This window comes from Rhodococcus sp. RDE2 (genome assembly GCF_020885655.1).
Lineage (GTDB): Bacteria > Actinomycetota > Actinomycetes > Mycobacteriales > Mycobacteriaceae > Rhodococcus > Rhodococcus pyridinivorans.
In genome coordinates this window covers 2,999,744-3,017,702 of record NZ_AP025186.1, presented here as the reverse complement: position 1 = coordinate 3,017,702, position 17,959 = coordinate 2,999,744, and the positions used below count along the sequence as shown (strand labels likewise).

Below are 17,959 nucleotides of genomic sequence, written 5' to 3'. Positions count from 1 at the left end.
AAGTTATGGGGTCTAACTTAAGGCGATCGGAGGGGCGAGCGGGGTGGCCGGCGTCCGCAGGCGTGCACGCAAGATCGACGTGGAGGACATCATCCGCGTCGGTCGGGCGATCGGGCTGCGACAGTTGAGCCTCAACGCCGTCGCTGCCGAACTCGACGTCTCCACGGCGGCGCTGTACCGCCACGTGGACGGTCGCTGGGGGCTCGAACTCGTCGTGGGGGAGAGTCTGCTCAGCGATCTCGCTCTGCGCGACGATCCGGCACACGACATCGAACAGCACCTGCTGTCGTTCGGTCTGCAGCTCCGCGCGTTCGTCCTGGCTCATGCGGGCCTGGGAACCTACATGCAGACGCTCTTCCCGCGCGGGGAAGCGGGGCAGCGTCTGATGGCGAGCGAGGTCGAAGCTCTCGTGCGCCGCGGGTACACCCCCGACGTCGCTGTCGCTCTGGCCAGTGCGGTGGCGAGCACCGCGATCAACTTCGCGGTGGCCGAGGAAGCGCAACTCGAGCGGATCTCGGGGCTCCAGCAGCAACGCGACGACGTCGCCGAACGGCTGAGCGCCGACGAACGCCTGGGTGAGGCTCATCGCGACCTTCCCGAGTTCGACCACGAGGGGTTCTCGATGATGGTCCTCACGGCGACGATTCGCGGCCTGCTGGCGGTCGGTCCGGTGGGGCGACCACTGCACGAGGTGGTCGTCGATCTCGGATCGACAGGGATGGGGCTGCGATGATGCAGGACGAATCTCGGCAGGTCGTACGATCAGAAGTCGGGATCGGTTGTGTCGACGACGATTTCCGGATCCGATGTATCAGTGAGGTCGAGATCGCCGAGGTGTTCGATCGGCAGGTCGTCGATGACGGGGTGCTCGATATCGTCCTCATCGATTCCCTCGGCAGGAACCAGTTCGGTTCCGATGCGAGGGGTGAGGGGATCGGTGGCGATATCGAGCACCCGACACCAGACGCTGCCGGGTAGTTCGGGTATCCGGTCCATCAGGTCGAGACCCAGCGATTCCCCCAACGGGGGCAACGGATTCGGTTCGCTTCGCGTCATTGCTCATCCTTCCGGGGATTCTCCGGCCGTTCGGTGCCCTCCGTGCCGGCCGATCCGATCGTCGTTGCCGGATCGATACGGGCCGACCGCCGGTCGGAGGCGACTCATTCTGCGCCGAGCAGTGCCGGACTCAGCAGATCGACGAGTTGCCTACGGGCGCGACTGATCCGGCTCTTCACCGTCTGCACACCCACCCCTTGATGGGCTGCGATCTCGGCGTAACCGAGTTGTGCATACTCGCGCAGCACGATCGCAACCCGAAACTGTTCGGGGAGAAGGAAAAGGGCCCGACGGACCGCATCACCGTCGACCACGCTGTCGGCGAGAAGTGTTTCCCCGGATGTATATTCGTCCCCGACCCGTTCGCCGAGGACCTCACCACGTCGTCTGCGCACGACGGCGAGCGCCGCATTGCTCGCGATGCGATACAGCCATGTTCCGAATGCTGCTGTGCCACGGAACTTGTCGAGATTCTTCCACGCCGCGATCAGTGCATCCTGCAGTGCGTCCTCGGCGTCGTGCCGGTTTCCTGTGATCTGGACGCAGACCGCCCACACACGTTCGCGTGACGGTGCGACGAGTTCGGCGAACGCTGCCCGATCGCCTGCCCGGCACCGCTCGATCAACTCGGCCTCGTTCATCGAGTCCCCTCACCATCCCGAGCAGTCACATTGTCCCGCATGCACATTCGAGCCTCTGCTCGACGGGCGGGGGAGTTACGAATATACCGTGGTTCGAAGTGGTCGACGCCGTCGGGGGCAGCGTCGACCACCCGTCGACAATACCGCGAGATCAGTTCTCGCCCAAGCCCATCTCCTGGGATCGGACCAATTTCACGTACTGGGTGGCCAACCGCTGTGACATCGTACGAAGCGAGTCGTTCTCGGGAGCCTCGTTCCCACCGGCCGCAGCCCCGAGAGTTCCGCCATGTACCGCCCGTGGACAATCAGACACACACTCGCCCGCCCCTGCGCCACGTCACCCGACCAGCAACGTGTTCCCGGGATGTCCTGCGGAACGGTCTCGTCCTCGACGAGGTCCGGATGCATCTCCCGGATCGTCTCGACGAAATCGTCCCGCAGGAGCTCCGCCTCCGCAGGACCGGCAGTGCGGTAGACGTTCGACGCGGCCTTGGCGATCCGGTCGGTTCCGGTGACCTCGAAGATCCTCTCGGTACGGGCGGGATGCGAATCGAAGTGCAGCCATCCGTCCGGCCCGTAGACCGCGAGGTCGGACAGGCGGGGGAGCGCCCCCTCCGGCAGGCCCACCGCCCGGGCGAGGACCCTGTCGACATCCATCGGAAGATCGCCGATCTCCTCGACCGGCGTCGCAGGAAAACCGTCGAGCAGCGTCGCCTGGGCCCGCGCGGCACGCGCGGCGATGTCGGTGGTCCAGGCGACGTCCCCGGTCTCGCTGCTCGCATAGGTGTGGATGACGAAGCTTCCCTGCGGGGTGATCGTCGTGGTGGTCACGCGACCGATCACGTCCCACGACCGTACGGAGGCCAGAGTCTCCGGAGCCCCCGGCACGGCGACCGGCACCGCCGGCGGGATACCCGTGACGATCGAGGGATCGCTGGCGAGCGGCGTCGTCCTGTCGACCCGCTCGAAGTCGTGCACGACCTGCGCGGCCCGCGCGGCGTCCTCGGGAGTCGCGAACCGCGCCACCGCGACCTGCAGCATTCCCGACTCGTCCTCGGTGCTGCGGGAGGTCCGGAATCCCGTGATCATCCCGAAGGGTTCGAGGAGATTGCCGGCACCGTCCGCCAGGATCCTGTCGGTGGACACCGAGACACCGGTACGCGATCCTTCCGTCGTCAGCGTCGGATCGATGTCGTGGGGGTGGACGACGAACTCGGCCATCCGCTGTCCCTCGATCACCGGTCCGGCTTCACCGGCAGCGAAGTTCTCCCCGACGAAGTCGCGCGGTTCGACCCGATACTCTCCGGTGTCCAACGAGGCGAGGTCGATTCCTTCGGTGCTCTCCTGCCCGGGAGGGGTTGCGGGTTCGGTCCCGTTTCCGGTGACGGTCGTGTCGGAACCGCACCCGGCGGCCGCCAGGATGGTTGCCGTCGCGACCGCCAGGACGGCGCGCGTGGCACGAGATGTACGCATGGGTCGGCTCTCTCCTCGGTGTGCGAACACGGATCGATACGTGACGCGGATCGGAGAGCGCGGACCGCATGAATGTGCCTGCCCAGGATCATGTGTGATGCCATTCACATCGAATCGTCACGAGCGGTCCTACTGGAAGACCGTGGCGGCGACTGTGGCGCCTACACCGATCGTCGCGACGAGCCCGACCAGGCTCGCAGTGTTGCCGGGGTATCCCCAGTTGCGAGGCCGTAGGTACTTACTCGGGACAGTCGGTTGGGCAGGTGGGGTCGACGTGGAGACACCGTGGTGAGTTCCAAGTGATCGGCCCAGCACATCCGCGGATTCGACTAGTCTGGAGAAACCGACGAAAGGGACAACGTGCGGCATTACGTCAGAGACCCCGGTGTGTGTTCCTCCATCCTTGCAGGAGTTGGGATCGGAGCCGCGTACATTGCAGCACCCTCCCCGTATATCGCAGGGATCGGTGTTCTCTGGGTGGCCGTCGCAGCTTGGTCCGCCTTCGAAGCTCGCCGAAAGTTGGGATAGGTGGAGACGATCCGCAACTATGCCACCGTCCCTTTCGCCGTTCTCGTAGTGGCGACAGTCATTGCCCTCGTAGAACTGGCCGAAGACTGGCATCCATTACGTGCCACCCTCTACTTGCTCATCTGGACAGGGACCGTCGCCGTCCTCCTGCGACGAAACGCCCCCCGTCGTACTACGCAGTGAAAGATCCTCCTGACTTCACGGTCGAACCATGAGGTAGCGGCTGAGCACTGCCGAGTGCCCATCCCAGGGCTGGGACACTCGGCGCCGTCCCGATGCGGGCCTTCCGATTGCGAGCTCATTCGACGTCAACGCTTCCTGGCGTGAGCGAGACCAAGGGATGGAACCGTCTCGTGAGAGCTCTCAGAATCGCGCCAGAAGGATGCTCGTTCCCTGGTCGCGTTCGTCAGCCGCCACTTCTGGAGCGGAGATAGCGAACATGCCTGTCCGGACGAACGATCTGACGAACCGCACGACAGAATCTCGAGCGACCGGCTTTGTGGCTGAGATGCCCGCCGGGAGGGTCAGATCAGATCTTCGCCGTTCCGTCGGGCCTGCAGCCACTCCTTGACGAAGCCGCGGCAGAGCGCCGCCAACACGCCGGCGACGAGTACGGGCCAGATCAGGACGTAGACGGTCAGCGCGAGCGTGCTCATCGGGTCTCCTTCTCCGGAGTGGTTGCTGCGGGGTTCTTCTCGGGCGCAGCGTCGTTCTCGGGTGCGTTGTCCTCCACCACGTCGAAGTCACCGACACGCTGCGCGATGACCTCGAAGTCGAAGTTCTCGTCGGAGTTCACGGACATCGCCCAGCACACGACCGTGCTGACCGCGTAGGCGACGAGCGAGGCGCTGAGCACGGCGTAGTCGTGGACCGAGCCGAGCGCGAAGGGTGCCACGGCCACCGCGGCGACGACACCGACGACGCGTGCGGCCCGGAGTCCGAAGAAGCCGAACGCCATCAGACCCGCGATCACGCCGACACCGACCACCGAGGCGATGTCCACCGCCCAGGCGAGCACGCCGTCCATCGGGAACCACCCGAAACGTACCGGCAGGAACGCTGCCAGGGCGACGAGCACCGACGTCGTGAACGCCTTGTTGGTGACCTTGTGCCAGTAGAAGCTCGCGATGACGGGGAAGACCAGCGCACCCCACAGCGCGCCGACGAACACGAGCAGGTCGAGGATGCTCAACCGCATGCTCGCGAACGCCACGGCAGCGGCGGTCGCGACGACCATCGTGGCGCGCCCGATGAACAGCATCCGCTTGGGATCTGCATTGCGGGTGCCGCCGGCGATGTTCTGGCCGTAGATGTCGGCCATGACGATCGACGACAGCGCCGACAGGTCGGAATCGGCCGTGGACGACAGCGCACCGATGATCATGACGAAGAACACGACGACCAGTGCCGTGGGCAGGAACGACGCCACCATCTGCGGCACGATGTTGTTGACGTCGCCGTCCATCGGGTCGACGCCCAGGTACAGCGCGAGCACGCCGAACATGCCGACGCCGATGACGGTCGCGCCGTAGCCGATCGTCGCGGTGACGAAGGTCGGCTTGATGAGATCCTCGCGCACCGCGAACAGGCGCTGCGCGATCGTCTGGTTGCCGATGGCGTACGCGAGCACGGCCGCGATGTACGGCGCGCCCTGGTTCAGAAAGGCATCGCTCGAGAAGAAGTCGCCCTGCTGGTCGGTGAGGTTCGCGGACCCGCTGTCGAACGCGTCGGGGAAGCCGGTGATGAAGAAGACCGCCGGGATGATGACGACGACCGCGCCCAGCATCGCCACGACCTGCACGAAGTCGGTCAGCACGGACGCGCGGAAGCCGGACCACAGGGTGTAGAGCAACACGCCGGCAGCGATGAAGACGACGCCCTGGACGAAGCCGAACGGCGAGATCAGCGAGATGAGCACACCGCCGGCGATGAAGTTGGACATCAGGCTGATCAGGCTGCCGACGAGGTTCGACCCGGCCAGCATGAGCTGGCTCGACCGTCCGTGTCGGGCGAACATCACCTCGGCGAGGGTGTGCGCCTTCGGTGCGACCGCGCGGATCCGCTTGCCGAAGGGGTAGATGAACAGGATCATCAGCGCGCCCCACAGCCCGTAGTGGATGGGGCCGGAGATGCCGTAGGTGTATCCGGAGGTCGCCGAGGCGTACAGCGAGGACGCCCAGATCCAGGTGGCGGTCATGCTGGCCGCCGACACCCCGAAACCGACCTTGTTGCCGGCGGTCATGTAGCCGTCGGCGTTCTCGTCCTTCTTCCCGATCCGGGCGGAGATGAGAAGCGTTCCACCATAGAAGATTACGAGCAGGACAACGATCGTCGCGGCGCTGAACTGAACGAGCTCGGTGCCGTTCACTGCGACCTCCTTCGTGTTCGCGTCACGTCCGCGGCGATCGGAGCGCAGCGGAACCCAGGGCGCGCTGTGCGCGTCCTGTCCGTCGGTTCCGCTTCGGTGTCGGTCCGATCCACCACCGGACGGTGGGCATGCGTCGAGCGCCCGATCGGCCACGGGCCGGCGGGCGCGGCATACCGCTCCAGCAGGGCACGCCCGGATCCGGGCGTGTGCCGACGAAGGGATCGGCGGCGTTCTCGTCGGCGCTCGTGGGCTGCACGGGCGCGCGCCGCCGGCGCGAGGGGTGTCCTCGGTCGGGCGATGTGCACGCGGAGGGGCGATCCGGGCCGGCCCCGATGGTCGCCTTCTCGGTGCACTGCTTCGCCGGCCGGGGCAGATTACCATGTCCTTTGCGGCAGTAACTTTTTCGCTCCTGCGCCCCGCTGTCTGCGCAGGTGACGACACCTGCGCGGAGATCCTGCGCCTCAGCGCCAGGAGACGGGCGCACCCCGTTCCCGCAGCCACGCGTCGAGGTCGTGGCCGTGCGCGGCGATGCCGTCCACCGCCCGCAGCGCCGTGTCGATCGCCGTCTCGGCCGCGGCCGCGTCGATCATCCCGGTGGTGACCGCGACCACCAGTTCGTCGATGTCCTCGACGATCGTGTCGCGGCCGGTACGGACGATCAGGTCGAGATAGTGGTCGCGGGAGTACCAGATGTCGCCCTCGCGCCGGAACTCGCCGACGTCGACGTACCGGTCCTGGTCGCGTTCGTTGCCCGGAGTGAAATGGAAGATCGAGGCCCGCAGGCGCAGGTCCGGCAGCAGCCACGATTCGAGATAGTGGAACTGCGGGTGGTCGGACGGTCGCGCCATGTACAGGCCCCACTCCTCGACGCGGTACTCGTCGACCGCGCGCACGAAGCCCTTCGGGTCGATGTTGGTCTTCGCGGCGACGTCGAACGTCTCGGTCTTCACGGGATGCGGGGTCGCGGACACGGGATGCACGCTAGCGGGCGAACCGTGCCGCACGCAGGACCGCGATGCGTGTCGGTGGGAGCGCTTACTCTGGATTCCATGGCGTTCGCAAGTGAACATCCCGTCGTCGCACACTCCGAGTTCCGGCCGGTGGGTGAGATCGAGCGCACCGAGGCCCGCTTCGAGGTCGTCAGCGAGTACGAACCGGCCGGCGATCAGCCGGCCGCCATCGACGAGCTCGAGCGCCGGCTGAAGTCGGGGGAGAAGGACGTCGTCCTGCTCGGTGCCACCGGTACCGGCAAGTCCGCCACCACCGCGTGGCTCATCGAGCGTGTCCAGCGACCCACCCTCGTGATGGCGCCCAACAAGACCCTCGCCGCGCAGCTCGCCAACGAACTGCGAGACATGTTGCCCAACAACGCGGTCGAGTACTTCGTCTCGTACTACGACTACTACCAGCCCGAGGCGTACATCGCGCAGACCGACACCTACATCGAGAAGGACTCGTCGATCAACGACGACGTCGAGCGGCTGCGGCACTCCGCCACCTCGTCGCTGCTGTCCCGCCGCGACGTCGTGGTGGTCGCGTCCGTCTCGTGCATCTACGGTCTCGGTACCCCGCAGTCCTATCTAGACCGGTCCATCCAGCTCGAGGTCGGTGTGGAGGTGCCGCGCGACGCGCTGCTGCGCCTGCTCGTCGACGTCCAGTACGCCCGCAACGACATGGCGTTCACCCGCGGATCGTTCCGCGTCAAGGGCGACACCGTCGACATCATCCCAGCCTACGAGGAACTCGCCGTGCGGATCGAGTTCTTCGGCGACGAGATCGACGCGCTGTACTACCTGCACCCGCTCACCGGCGACGTCGTGCGCAAGGTCGACTCCCTGCGCATCTTCCCGGCGACCCACTATGTGGCCGGTCCCGAGCGCATGGAACGCGCCGTCGCGAGCATCGAGGCCGAGCTCGAGGAGCGCCTGGCCGATCTGGAGAACCGCGGCAAGCTGCTCGAGGCGCAGCGTCTGCGCATGCGCACCCAGTACGACATCGAGATGATCCGGCAGGTCGGCTTCTGCTCCGGCATCGAGAACTACTCCCGTCACATCGACGGCCGCCCCGCCGGGTCCGCGCCCGCGACGCTCATCGACTACTTCCCGGAGGACTTCCTTCTGGTCATCGACGAGTCGCACGTCACCGTGCCGCAGATCGGCGCGATGTACGAGGGCGACATGTCGCGCAAGCGCAACCTCGTCGACTTCGGCTTCCGTCTCCCGTCGGCGGTCGACAACCGACCCCTGACCTGGGAGGAGTTCGCCGCCCGCATCGGTCAGACGGTCTATCTGTCGGCGACCCCGGGTCCGTACGAGCTCGGGCAGACCGGCGGTGAGTTCGTCGAGCAGGTCATCCGCCCCACCGGCCTCGTCGACCCGCAGGTCGTCGTCAAGCCCACCAAGGGTCAGATCGACGATCTCGTGCACGAGATCCGCGAACGCGCCGAGCGCGACGAACGTGTCCTCGTCACCACGCTCACCAAGAAGATGGCCGAGGACCTCACCGACTACCTGCTCGAACTCGGTATCCGGGTGCGCTATCTGCACTCCGACATCGACACCCTGCGCCGTGTCGAACTGCTGCGACAGCTGCGTCTGGGCGAATACGACGTGCTCGTCGGCATCAACCTGCTCCGTGAGGGTCTCGACCTCCCCGAGGTGTCGCTGGTGGCGATCCTCGACGCCGACAAGGAAGGCTTCCTGCGGTCGACGACCTCGCTGATCCAGACCATCGGCCGCGCGGCCCGCAACGTCTCCGGCGAAGTGCACATGTACGCCGACAAGATCACCGACTCGATGGCGCGGGCCATCGAGGAGACCGAACGGCGTCGCGAGAAGCAGATCGCCTACAACACCGAACACGGTCTCGATCCGAAGCCGCTGCGCAAGAAGATCGCCGACATCCTCGACCAGGTCTATCAGGAGGCCGAGGACACCGAGGCCGTCGAGGTGGGCGGCTCCGGCCGCAACGCCTCGCGTGGTCGCCGAGCCCAGGGCGAGTCCGGGCGGGCCGTCAGCTCCGGTGTCGTGGAAGGTCGCGACACCTCGACGATGCCGCGCGCCGAACTCGCCGATCTCGTGCAGCAGCTCACCGATCAGATGATGCAGGCCGCCCGCGACCTGCAGTTCGAGTTGGCCGCACGGCTCCGCGACGAGATCTCCGATCTGAAGAAGGAACTGCGCGGGATGGACGCCGCGGGCCTGAAGTAGTCGCACGGCCCGGTCGGCGCCGGCGACTCGGTAGGGTCGCTTCCCATGGATCCCTCTTCGGCCGGGCGTGCTGCCCGCGCACTCGAACTGCTGCACTCGGGCGTCTACTTCGCGCCGGACGTCGCGAGCGAACTCGCCGCGCTCGGTGTCGACGGCCCGGCTGCGCAGTACTTCGGGGGACGCGCGGCGCCTCTGGGTGCCGTCGGCCCCGGGGTCGTGACCGCGACGTTCTACAGCTTCTCGCCCCGCCTGGTGGCATCGGCCGTCCCGGCCGTGTGGCAGAGCGCCGAGCCGGCCGCGATCATCGCGGCGCGGTTGCGCGGACTCGACGCTCTCCACCGGCGGGTCCTCGGGCAGGACGTGCTCGATTCTGCGGAGATGAACGAGGCCGCGGACCTCGCGACCACCGCGGCGCGGGCGATCCCCGGTCCCGACGGGCGCCCGCTCTACGCTGCTCACGCCGACCTGCCCTGGCCCGAGGAGGCGCACCTGCGCCTGTGGCACGCCCTGACGCTGCTGCGCGAATATCGCGGCGACGGCCATGTCGCGGCGCTGCAGACCGCGGGACTGTCGGGTCTCGACGCACTCGTCACCCACACTGCGACCGGTATCGGCTTCGCCACCGATCCCGCCCGGAAGCTGCGGGGCTGGTCGCGGGACGAGTGGGCGGACGCCGAGAAGGAACTGCGCGGGCGCGGGCTGCTCGACAAGCGTGGCGAGCTCACCGGCGAAGGATTCGAGGTGCGTGAGCTCGTCGAGGATCTCACCGACGACCTGGCGGTCGCGCCGTGGAGTGCGCTCGGTGACGAGGGTGTGGAGCGTCTGCTCGACCTCGCGTTGCCGTGGCGCGATGCCTTCGTCGACGCCGAGGTGTTCCCCGCCGGCCTCTTCGGCCCGCGTTACGGTGACGCGCGGTAACATCAAACGCGATTGTGGGATGAGACCCAAACGTCCCACCCGGGCCGCCCATCCCGCTACTGTCGACGCAGCGTATGGCGGGGGAGCGTGCGTGTCCTCCGTCGACGACGGCATCGGCGGCACGCGTCGATGGACCACACACCTGATGGAGGATGAATGAGCGCCTACCGGACCATAGTCGTCGGAACCGACGGTTCCGAATCGTCGTATCGGGCCGTGGAGAAGGCAGCTGCTCTGGCCGGCGACGCCGGCGCCCAACTGGTGATCGCCTGCGCCTACTACCCGGCCGACCCCAAGGACACCGCGCAGGCCGCTGACGCGCTGCGCGACGAGGCGTACCAGGTCACCGGCTCGGCACCGACCTACGAGATCCTGCGCACCGCACGGGAGAAGGCGACCGTGGCCGGCGCCCGCAAGATCACCGAGCGCCCCATCGTCGGTGCCCCCGTCGAATCGCTCCTCACGCTCGTCGAGGAGGTCGACGCCGATCTCATCGTCATCGGCAACCGCGGCCTCAACACGCTGACCGGGCGCCTGCTCGGTTCCGTCCCGTCGGACGTCGCCCGCAAGGCCCTGTGCGACGTGCTGGTGGTGCACACCGTCCGCTGACGGATCAGCAGTACTCCTCGCGGACGGTCTCGAGGTAGCGCGCGGCGGCATCGTCCGCCGACATGCGCGACCCCGAGGCGCCCGCAGCATAGGCGGCGATCGGCCGGAGCGTGACGAGGACGTCGTGCTCCGGCACGCCCGCGCTCAACTGGTCGCACACCCCTCGCACCACCGCCAGCACCGTGTCGTCCTTGACATCGGCGACCAGTCCGGACGCGTCCAGCGCCTCCTTCACCCGCAGGAACCGCACGTCGGGCGGCGTCGACGAGGTCGGGGCGATCGACGTCGTGGACGTCGCGGCCTGCGCTTCGTCCTGGGTCGGCGTCGCCGATCCGCACGCGGCGGAGACGAGGAACCCGCTCAGCGCCGCGATCGCCGCGCACCCCGCTCGACGTATCCGGTGGTGCGCTGCCCCATAGGCCACGTGTTCGTTCCCTCCGCGGATGATCCGTCCCAGTCCCTTGCCCCGAAGGACGGTACCGTCCGTGACCGGTCCTGGGGTCCGCTCGGCGGTGTCTGCCGAACCGTGTCGGCTCAGCAGTGTGTCGGCGCGGCGAGACCGGCCAGCACCTCCGGCAACGCCTCCGAGTGCACCACCCCGAGACGCTGGGTGGCTCGGGTCAGCGCCACGTACAGGTCGTTCATCCCGCGTGAGGAATCGGTGAGGATCTCCGCCGGTTCGACGAGCAGTACCGCGTCGAACTCGAGGCCCTTGACCTCCTTCACGGTCGCGACCGTGACCGACTCGGACGCGAGATGCTCCCACGCAGCCACGAGCCGCGCCGGAACGAGCACGGCCGTCGTGCCCGGGCCGGTCTCGGCGTCGAGCGCGGCCTGGACGGTGGTGAGCACCGCGTCCGCGTCGACGTGCTGCGCCCACGGCTCGAAACCGGACTCGCGCACCGACTGCGGCGGCACCTGGTCGGGATCGATCTCCGCGAGCACCGCGTGCGCGATCCTCATGATCTCCGCCGGGGTGCGGTAGTTGACCGTCAGTTCGGTCTTCTTCCACCGGTTCGCGACGTACGGTTCGAGGATCTGCTGCCACGACTCGGTTCCCGCCGGATCCCCGGTCTGCGCGGTGTCGCCCACCAGGGTCATCCAGCGATTCGGGATGCGGCGCATGATCGTTCGCCACGCCATCGCCGACAACTCCTGCGCCTCGTCGACGATCACGTGGCCGTACGTCCAGGTGCGATCACCGGCCGCCCGCTCCGCCGTGGTCTCGTGGCGACGGTGGTTCTGTCGTTCGGCGAGCTGAGTGGCGTCGATCAGGTCGTATGCCATGAGCAGTTCGGGATCGAGATCGTCCTCGAGATCCTGCGGTGCCGAACCGGTGAGGATGTCGAGTGCGCCCTGCGCGTCGGCGATCTGCTTGCGCCAGCGCCGCTTCGCGCGTTCACGTTCGGCGGCGTCGTCCACACCGAGCAGTTCGGCGAGCTCGTCGAGCAGGGGAGCGTCGGCGGCGCTGAAATGCCCCGGTGCATCGGGACGGTGCAGCGCGTCGATCTGCTCGTCGGTCAGCGTCGGAGCCGCCGACGCGATCCGGTCGCGGGAGGCGAGCAGATCCGAGAGCACCTGCTGCGGGGACAGTTCCGGCCACAGTGCGTCGATCGCAGCGACGATGTCGGGATCCGAACGCATCTCGGACCGGATATCGTGGATGTCCTCCCGGCTCAACAGGTTCGCGCCGCCGAGCGGATTCGATCCGATGATCCCGGCGAGCTGGTCGGCGAGGGCGTCGATGACCCCGTTCACGAAGATCGGCCGGGCAAGGTTGTGCGGTCGGCGGGACGACCGGGCGCGACCCCGCGCACGGGTCACGATCTTGCGGTCGAGGGTGAGCGCGTAGGTGTCGAAGCTCAGCGGAACGGGGGAGCGGGGCACTTCCTGCCGGTCGCGGACGGCCTTCTCGAGCACCTTCACCATGTCCAGGGAGCCCTTGAGCTCGCCGGCCACGGGACCGTCCTCGACGGTCGGCGTGACCCCCGGATACAGATCCCCGACCGTCGACAGCAGCACCCCGGTCTCACCGAGCGAGGGCAGCACCTGACCGATGTAGTCGAGGAAGCGGCTGTTCGGGCCCACGATGAGCACGCCGCTCTTCGCCAGCTGCTTTCGGTAGGTGTAGAGCAGGTAGGCCGCGCGGTGCAGCGCGACAGCGGTCTTGCCGGTGCCCGGACCGCCCTGGACGACGAGCACACTGCGATGCTCGGACCGGATGACCGCGTCCTGCTCGGCCTGGATCGTCGCCACGATGTCGTGCATCTGCCCGGTACGCGCGGCGTTCAGAGCGGCGAGCAGCGCCGATTCTCCGGCCACGCCACCGGCCGGTGGGGTGTCGGCGTGTTCGAGCGCCGCGTCGAGGTCGAGGTACTCGTCGTGCAGTGCGGTGACGGAGCGGCCGCGGCTGCGGATGTGGCGGCGCAGCACGACGCCGTCGGGAGCGGCGGGGGTCGCGAGGTAGAACGGGCGGGCCTGGGGTGCGCGCCAGTCGAGCAGCAGCGACTCGTAGTCGTTGTCCTCGTCGAGGATGCCGAGGCGGCCGATGTAGCGGGTCTCCGCGCCGTCCTCCGTCACGGGTCCGGAGGTGTCCGTCCCGTCGTCCCGCACATCGATGCGGCCGAAGCACAGACCGTGCTCGGCGGCGTCGTACTTCGCGATGTCCTCGGTGTACATGTGGGTGTACGACTCGCGTTCGCTGCGCGCCTGCGGGGTGCCTCCGGTCTCGCGCAGCACGCGGGCCAGCCGGGTCTTCGCGTAGTCGCGCAGACCGTCGAGATGCGTGTAGAGCATCGCCACGTAGGCCTGCTCGCGATCGAGCTCCGGATGGGACGCGCCATCAACCGGCACAGGGACTCCTCGGGGATAGACAGGACGAGATCGCTCGCCGCCGCAGGGGTGACGCGTCGACGAAAGTGCCCGAGAAGTCTAGTCGCCGCAGGAGGGAAACGGGCAGAAAGCCTGATCACAGCAGTGCGGGCGTGCGATTCCCTCGCACGCCCGCACCACGGTGCCGTACCGGACTACTTCTTCTTCTCGATGCTCTTCTCGAACGCCTTCAGGTTCTTCGCGAGCTTCTTCTCCGCCTTCGTGCCCTGCTTGCGCGCGGCCTCGGCACGCAGACGGGCCTTCTCCGCGGCGACGTGGGCCCGAGCATTCAGGATCGCGGACTGCTCCTCGGCGAGCTTGGCCCACTCCGAGCTGCGATCGACCGTGGTGTCCCACAGCTTCGAGCCACGCTTGCGGGCGACGTCGGCGAGCTCGGGGGTGCGTTCGCGCGCCAGCCCGAGGAGTTCGGTGCCGCGTTCGCGGGCGCCCTCGGCGAGCTCTGGGGCGCGCTCCCGCGCGACACCGAGGAGTTCGGTGCCGCGTTCGCGGGCGCCCTCGGCGAGCTCTGGGGCGCGCTCCCGCGCGACACCGAGGATCTCGGCGCTGCGATCGCGCGCACGCTCGGTCAGCACCGGGCCGCGGTCGCGGGCGACCTCGAGCAGTCCGCTGCCCCGCTCGCGCGCGGCCTCCGCGAGTTCCGGTGCCCGTTCCTTGGCGATCTCCAGGAAGTGGCCGCCCTGCTCGCCGGCTTCCTCGGTCAGCGTCTTCACCCGCTCGGCGACGGTGTGCAGCGCTTCGGCGGTGTGGCCGTCCGAGGAATGGCTCGGCAGCGCGGCGGCCACCGACTTCTGCGCGGCACGCGCGGCGCGACGGCTCCGCCAGCCGAGCGACGGCTTGCCCTCGGTGTCCACGGCGGCGATGAGCAGACCACCCATCAGGCTCACGTTCTTGATGAGCTGGGTGCGCTGCTGGGCGCGGGCATCGGGGTCCTCGACGTTCCAGAAGTCGTGTCCCGCAACGGTTGTCGGCACGAGGCTGCCGATCAGGGCGAGAGCGGACAGGCGAGGCGCCTTGCCGAGTGCGAACAGCGTCCCGGCGCCGATCTGCACTGCGGCGTTGATCTGGACGAGAGTCTCGGGATTGCTGGGGAGCCGGTCGGTGATCGACGCCGGCAGGGCGTTCACAGCCTGATCGAGCCCGGGCTGCGCGGCACCTGCTTTCGGCTCGGGCTTCCGCAGGGCGTCGATACCCCCGGCGATGAAGATGGACGCGAGCATGGGCCGCGCAATTCTCCGGACGAGCATGTGGTTCCTCCCGTGGTCGGCTGTGTTTCCAAACCCTGACACAGGTACCCCGGGCGTCACGGGAATATGCGCGAAGCAGGGTCGAAGGACACGAAGCGGTATTTCGGACCGTACGGAAACCAAAGAAATCCCGAATCAAACGCCGATGGGGACCACCCCTCCGGGCTCACCTCGACGGCTGTTCCTCCGCGCAGGCGGACGGGACCTCGGGCGGTCGATCCTCGGTGGTCAGGGGTACTTCCGCGACGGTCTCGAACAGATGCGGACCCGACGCGGTCTCGACGCTCCGCTCGATGGTCAGACGCGCAGCACGTCCTCGTGTCCGCAGCGTGGCGATCTGGTTCCCGAAGCTCGGACCTGTCATCTTCGACCACGAGAACGACGCCTCGGGAACAGCCGTCACCCGGCCGAGGATCAGTCGCACGACGCGCTCCGCCGCGCGGCTCCACGCAGCGCGGAAGGCGAGCCGGACGGCTGCCGGGACGTGGTTGTGCAGGGGCGAACAGGTCAGCTGGTAGACCGCGCCGGCGGTCGGCGTCGCGAATCGGACGCGGGCGGCGTAAGCATGGTGCACGTCGCCCGAGAGGACGCAGATCGTCGCGGGCGCGCGGCCGGACGTTCCGGCGCGACGTCCGGCGGCAACATCCCGCAGCAGCCGTGCGAGTCGCTCGAACGAATCACGGAAGGCCGACCAGTGTTCGAGATCCGCGGCGCGGCGGAGTTTCTCGGCCCAGCGTGCCGATCGGGCACCGCGCGCACCGGATGCAAGCTTCTCGTCCCATGCCTCGAGGTCGTGCATCGCGCGGGGGAGGAGCCACGGCAGCGACGTGCCGATCAGCAGGTGGTCGTAGTCGCCGTCGGTCTGTTCCTCGATCCAGTCGAACTCCGGATCGGACACCATGTCGCGCCGGTCGGGAGTGAGCACCCGGCCGCACCGCGAATCGATCACCAACAGACGCACCGGTCCGAAATCGCGGCGGTACGACCATCGCACCCCTTGACTGCCGTCGGCTTCCTCGTCGGCACCGGACGCGAACGCACGCAGGATCGGTTCGGCGTCTCCGGCGCAGTTCCGCACCCGATCGTAGAGCGGGTCCTCGTCCAGTTCGGCGGGGGAGAGGTTCCCGAGATGCTGATAGATCCAGTACGACGCCAGCGCCCCGACGATGCGTTCCTCCCACCACGTGGAGGCCTCCACCTCCCTGCGCCACGAATAGGAGGTGTTCCAGTCGTCGTGCACGTCGTGATCGTCGAAGATCATCGAGGTCGGCACGGTCGACAGCAGCCACCGGACGTTGTCCTGGGACCACGACCGGCTGTACAGCCAGGTGTACTCCTCGAAGTCGCGTACCTGGGCCCCGGGCGGTTCCGACAGATCGTGACGCTCACCGACCCGGCGCTTCATTTCCTCCGACAACTCGTCGGCGTAGACCTGATCTCCCAACAGCAACAACGCGTCGGGCCATTCGTCGATCGGCAGGGAACGCATTCGTTGCGCGTAGGCGACGAGGGCATCCTTCCCGAGTACGGTTGTCGGTTCCGCGCTCGCCGAGGCAACCCGGCACGATCCGAAGGCGAGCACGAAGCCCTCGGGGTCGTCTCCCGCGGTCCTGATCAGCGGCGGTGCAACGCCGGCGGGCGGCCACACGACCCGGCCGTCGAGATCCACCTCGTAGGGCGTCACCGATCCGGGTTCGAGGTCTCGGACGGTGACGAGCGCGTAGTGGTGTCCCGCAACCGTCCATGTGGGTTCCGAACTGCCGAGCACGCGCACCGTGCAAGGCTCGGACGTCTCCACCCAGATCGTGGCGTCCGTGTCGCCGATGTGCCGAAGCACCGGCCCCAGTACGAGATCCGCCACAGTGTCAGGCCTCCGTGCTCGTGCGAGCTCGTCCGGTTTTCGAGCGTACTCGCGGCAGTGGCGCACAGGAGGATTCCGGCGAACTCCGATCCTCGTTCGACCTCCGGGACTCCGCGACGGGGCGCACCCTGGAACGGACGCCACCGCATCGGCCCGCTCGGGTCGGTGCCGCGTGCTGGAAGGGGGCCCGGACATGACCGACGCGGAGGATCCGACCCGTTGGGATCGGCTCGACGACGAAGAGAAAAGACAGGCGAAGGAGAAGGCCGAGGAGATCGACCGTATGTACGAACCGGGAGCACGACCGACCACGGTCGTGCCGGGCACGAACGGGATGGTCTCGGGAACGGCCTTCGCGGACACGGTGGGCGAGCGCTCGAGCGAGGAGCACGCCGATGCGGGCAGGGGTGAGGAAGGGACCGACAGGGAAAATACTCCCGACTAGACGCCGATCTTCTCCGAGCGACGAGCCCACAGGGAGCGTGCTGTGAACTCGGCCGCGCTTTTCCGGGAGCGTCCTCTGAATGCACCGTCCGAACGGACGTCGACATCTGAAGCGTGGAATGCGGGGCGAGTGACGCTTTCCGACCCGTTCAGGAATTGCCTTCCGGGCGATCGACGCTGGGAGAGCTTCTGACATGATGCGGCGATGACGATGGACCGACTTTTCGTGGAGGAACCTGAAGGCTGGGGATTGCGTGGCGACCCGTATGTGTGGGCCGCACTACGAGAGTATCTGGCCGGAGTTCCTCTTCCTGATGACGAGGTGACGTTGGAAGAGTCGCTCTTCTCGGCCTTCACGGCGGTCGTGGGCTCGGACCTGCGAACTGAGCCGGCGGAGCGGGTGTATCGGGAGGAGTTCGCTCACGGCGGCATGTCGAGCGGCCACGTTCATCTGCCGACATGGCGGGATTCTCTGATCCCGCTGTTGGTGAGTAGGGGACGACCGGCCTGAGCGACGGCGTAGGCAGGATCGCCACCTCAGCGGGAGTCCCGACATCACCGGTCGAAGATCTCAGTGTCGACGTGGCCGAACGGGAGCGACCTGGGTGGGTGTGCTCGGCTGTCGCAGGCTAGGGCTCGTACCGAGTGCCGTCGGGTCCGATCCAGGCGCTGATCCTGTCCCCGTGGGCTGCGATCGCACACCATGCGGTCTTCGG

At 67.7% G+C, this 17,959-nt stretch carries 16 protein-coding genes; 6 read left to right on the top strand and 10 right to left on the bottom strand.

What is annotated here, in order from left to right; all coding sequences use genetic code 11:
• The first annotated feature begins 43 nt into the window (after positions 1-43).
• The gene (locus LPH33_RS14025) at positions 44-733 is read left to right on the top strand and encodes a TetR family transcriptional regulator (protein ID WP_088899272.1); all 690 of its coding nucleotides are present in this window, start codon (positions 44-46) and stop codon (positions 731-733) included.
• A 29-nt stretch (positions 734-762) separates the two neighbouring features.
• Here the strand turns inward: LPH33_RS14025 and LPH33_RS14020 are convergent, their stop codons facing one another.
• The 6 genes from LPH33_RS14020 to LPH33_RS13995 form a co-directional block, all read right to left on the bottom strand.
• On the bottom strand, positions 763-1,056 hold the full coding sequence (locus LPH33_RS14020) for a hypothetical protein (RefSeq protein WP_088899271.1): 294 nt from the start codon (positions 1,054-1,056) through the stop codon (positions 763-765).
• 104 nt (positions 1,057-1,160) lie between these two features.
• Positions 1,161-1,697, bottom strand: a complete 537-nt coding sequence (locus tag LPH33_RS14015) for an RNA polymerase sigma factor (protein WP_145691074.1) — start codon at positions 1,695-1,697, stop codon at positions 1,161-1,163.
• Positions 1,698-1,889: 192 nt separating this feature from the next.
• The gene (locus LPH33_RS14010; protein WP_229564968.1) at positions 1,890-3,170 is read right to left on the bottom strand and encodes a DUF7373 family lipoprotein; all 1,281 of its coding nucleotides are present in this window, start codon (positions 3,168-3,170) and stop codon (positions 1,890-1,892) included.
• 1,052 nt (positions 3,171-4,222) lie between these two features.
• Positions 4,223-4,354, bottom strand: a complete 132-nt coding sequence (locus tag LPH33_RS14005) for a putative transporter small subunit (protein WP_016692795.1) — start codon at positions 4,352-4,354, stop codon at positions 4,223-4,225.
• Complete coding sequence (locus LPH33_RS14000; RefSeq protein ID WP_051033008.1) at positions 4,351-6,066, bottom strand: sodium:solute symporter family protein; 1,716 nt, start codon at positions 6,064-6,066, stop codon at positions 4,351-4,353. The genes LPH33_RS14005 and LPH33_RS14000 overlap by 4 nt, the downstream gene beginning before the upstream one ends.
• A 461-nt stretch (positions 6,067-6,527) precedes the next feature.
• Positions 6,528-7,046: a DUF402 domain-containing protein gene (locus tag LPH33_RS13995; RefSeq protein ID WP_088899269.1), complete on the bottom strand. Its 519-nt coding sequence runs from the start codon at positions 7,044-7,046 to the stop codon at positions 6,528-6,530.
• Positions 7,047-7,115: 69 nt separating this feature from the next.
• Here LPH33_RS13995 and uvrB point away from each other — a divergent pair, with 69 nt between their 5' ends.
• From uvrB to LPH33_RS13980, 3 genes are all read left to right on the top strand, one after another.
• A complete protein-coding gene (gene uvrB, locus LPH33_RS13990; protein WP_016692792.1) occupies positions 7,116-9,275 on the top strand; it encodes an excinuclease ABC subunit UvrB in 2,160 nt (719 codons plus the stop codon).
• A gap of 45 nt (positions 9,276-9,320) precedes the next feature.
• Positions 9,321-10,193 carry an SCO6745 family protein gene (locus LPH33_RS13985; RefSeq protein ID WP_088899268.1) on the top strand — a complete coding sequence of 291 codons (873 nt, stop codon included), beginning with the start codon at positions 9,321-9,323 and terminating at the stop codon, positions 10,191-10,193.
• Between the two features lie 156 nt (positions 10,194-10,349).
• A complete protein-coding gene (locus LPH33_RS13980) occupies positions 10,350-10,802 on the top strand; it encodes a universal stress protein (protein WP_059381080.1) in 453 nt (150 codons plus the stop codon).
• Positions 10,803-10,806: 4 nt separating this feature from the next.
• Here LPH33_RS13980 and LPH33_RS13975 read toward each other — a convergent pair whose 3' ends face one another.
• The 4 genes from LPH33_RS13975 to LPH33_RS13960 all read right to left on the bottom strand — a co-directional run bounded on the left by LPH33_RS13975 (position 10,807) and on the right by LPH33_RS13960 (position 16,799).
• Positions 10,807-11,226, bottom strand: coding sequence for a hypothetical protein (locus LPH33_RS13975; protein ID WP_088899267.1), 420 nt, complete (start codon positions 11,224-11,226; stop codon positions 10,807-10,809).
• 110 nt (positions 11,227-11,336) lie between these two features.
• Complete coding sequence (locus LPH33_RS13970; RefSeq protein ID WP_172415047.1) at positions 11,337-13,598, bottom strand: HelD family protein; 2,262 nt, start codon at positions 13,596-13,598, stop codon at positions 11,337-11,339.
• A 230-nt stretch (positions 13,599-13,828) separates the two neighbouring features.
• A complete protein-coding gene (locus LPH33_RS13965) occupies positions 13,829-14,938 on the bottom strand; it encodes a DoxX family protein (RefSeq protein ID WP_229564967.1) in 1,110 nt (369 codons plus the stop codon).
• Between the two features lie 166 nt (positions 14,939-15,104).
• Positions 15,105-16,799 (bottom strand): alkaline phosphatase D family protein, encoded by a 1,695-nt coding sequence (locus tag LPH33_RS13960; RefSeq protein WP_160876905.1) that lies wholly within the window; start codon positions 16,797-16,799, stop codon positions 15,105-15,107.
• Positions 16,800-16,992: 193 nt separating this feature from the next.
• On the opposite strand from LPH33_RS13960, the gene LPH33_RS13955 reads away from it, so the two are divergent.
• Together LPH33_RS13955 and LPH33_RS13950 are read left to right on the top strand one after the other, a co-directional pair.
• The gene (locus tag LPH33_RS13955; protein ID WP_145691065.1) at positions 16,993-17,244 is read left to right on the top strand and encodes a hypothetical protein; all 252 of its coding nucleotides are present in this window, start codon (positions 16,993-16,995) and stop codon (positions 17,242-17,244) included.
• Between the two features lie 204 nt (positions 17,245-17,448).
• Positions 17,449-17,754, top strand: a complete 306-nt coding sequence (locus LPH33_RS13950) for a hypothetical protein (protein ID WP_145691064.1) — start codon at positions 17,449-17,451, stop codon at positions 17,752-17,754.
• Positions 17,755-17,959: the final 205 nt, after the last annotated feature.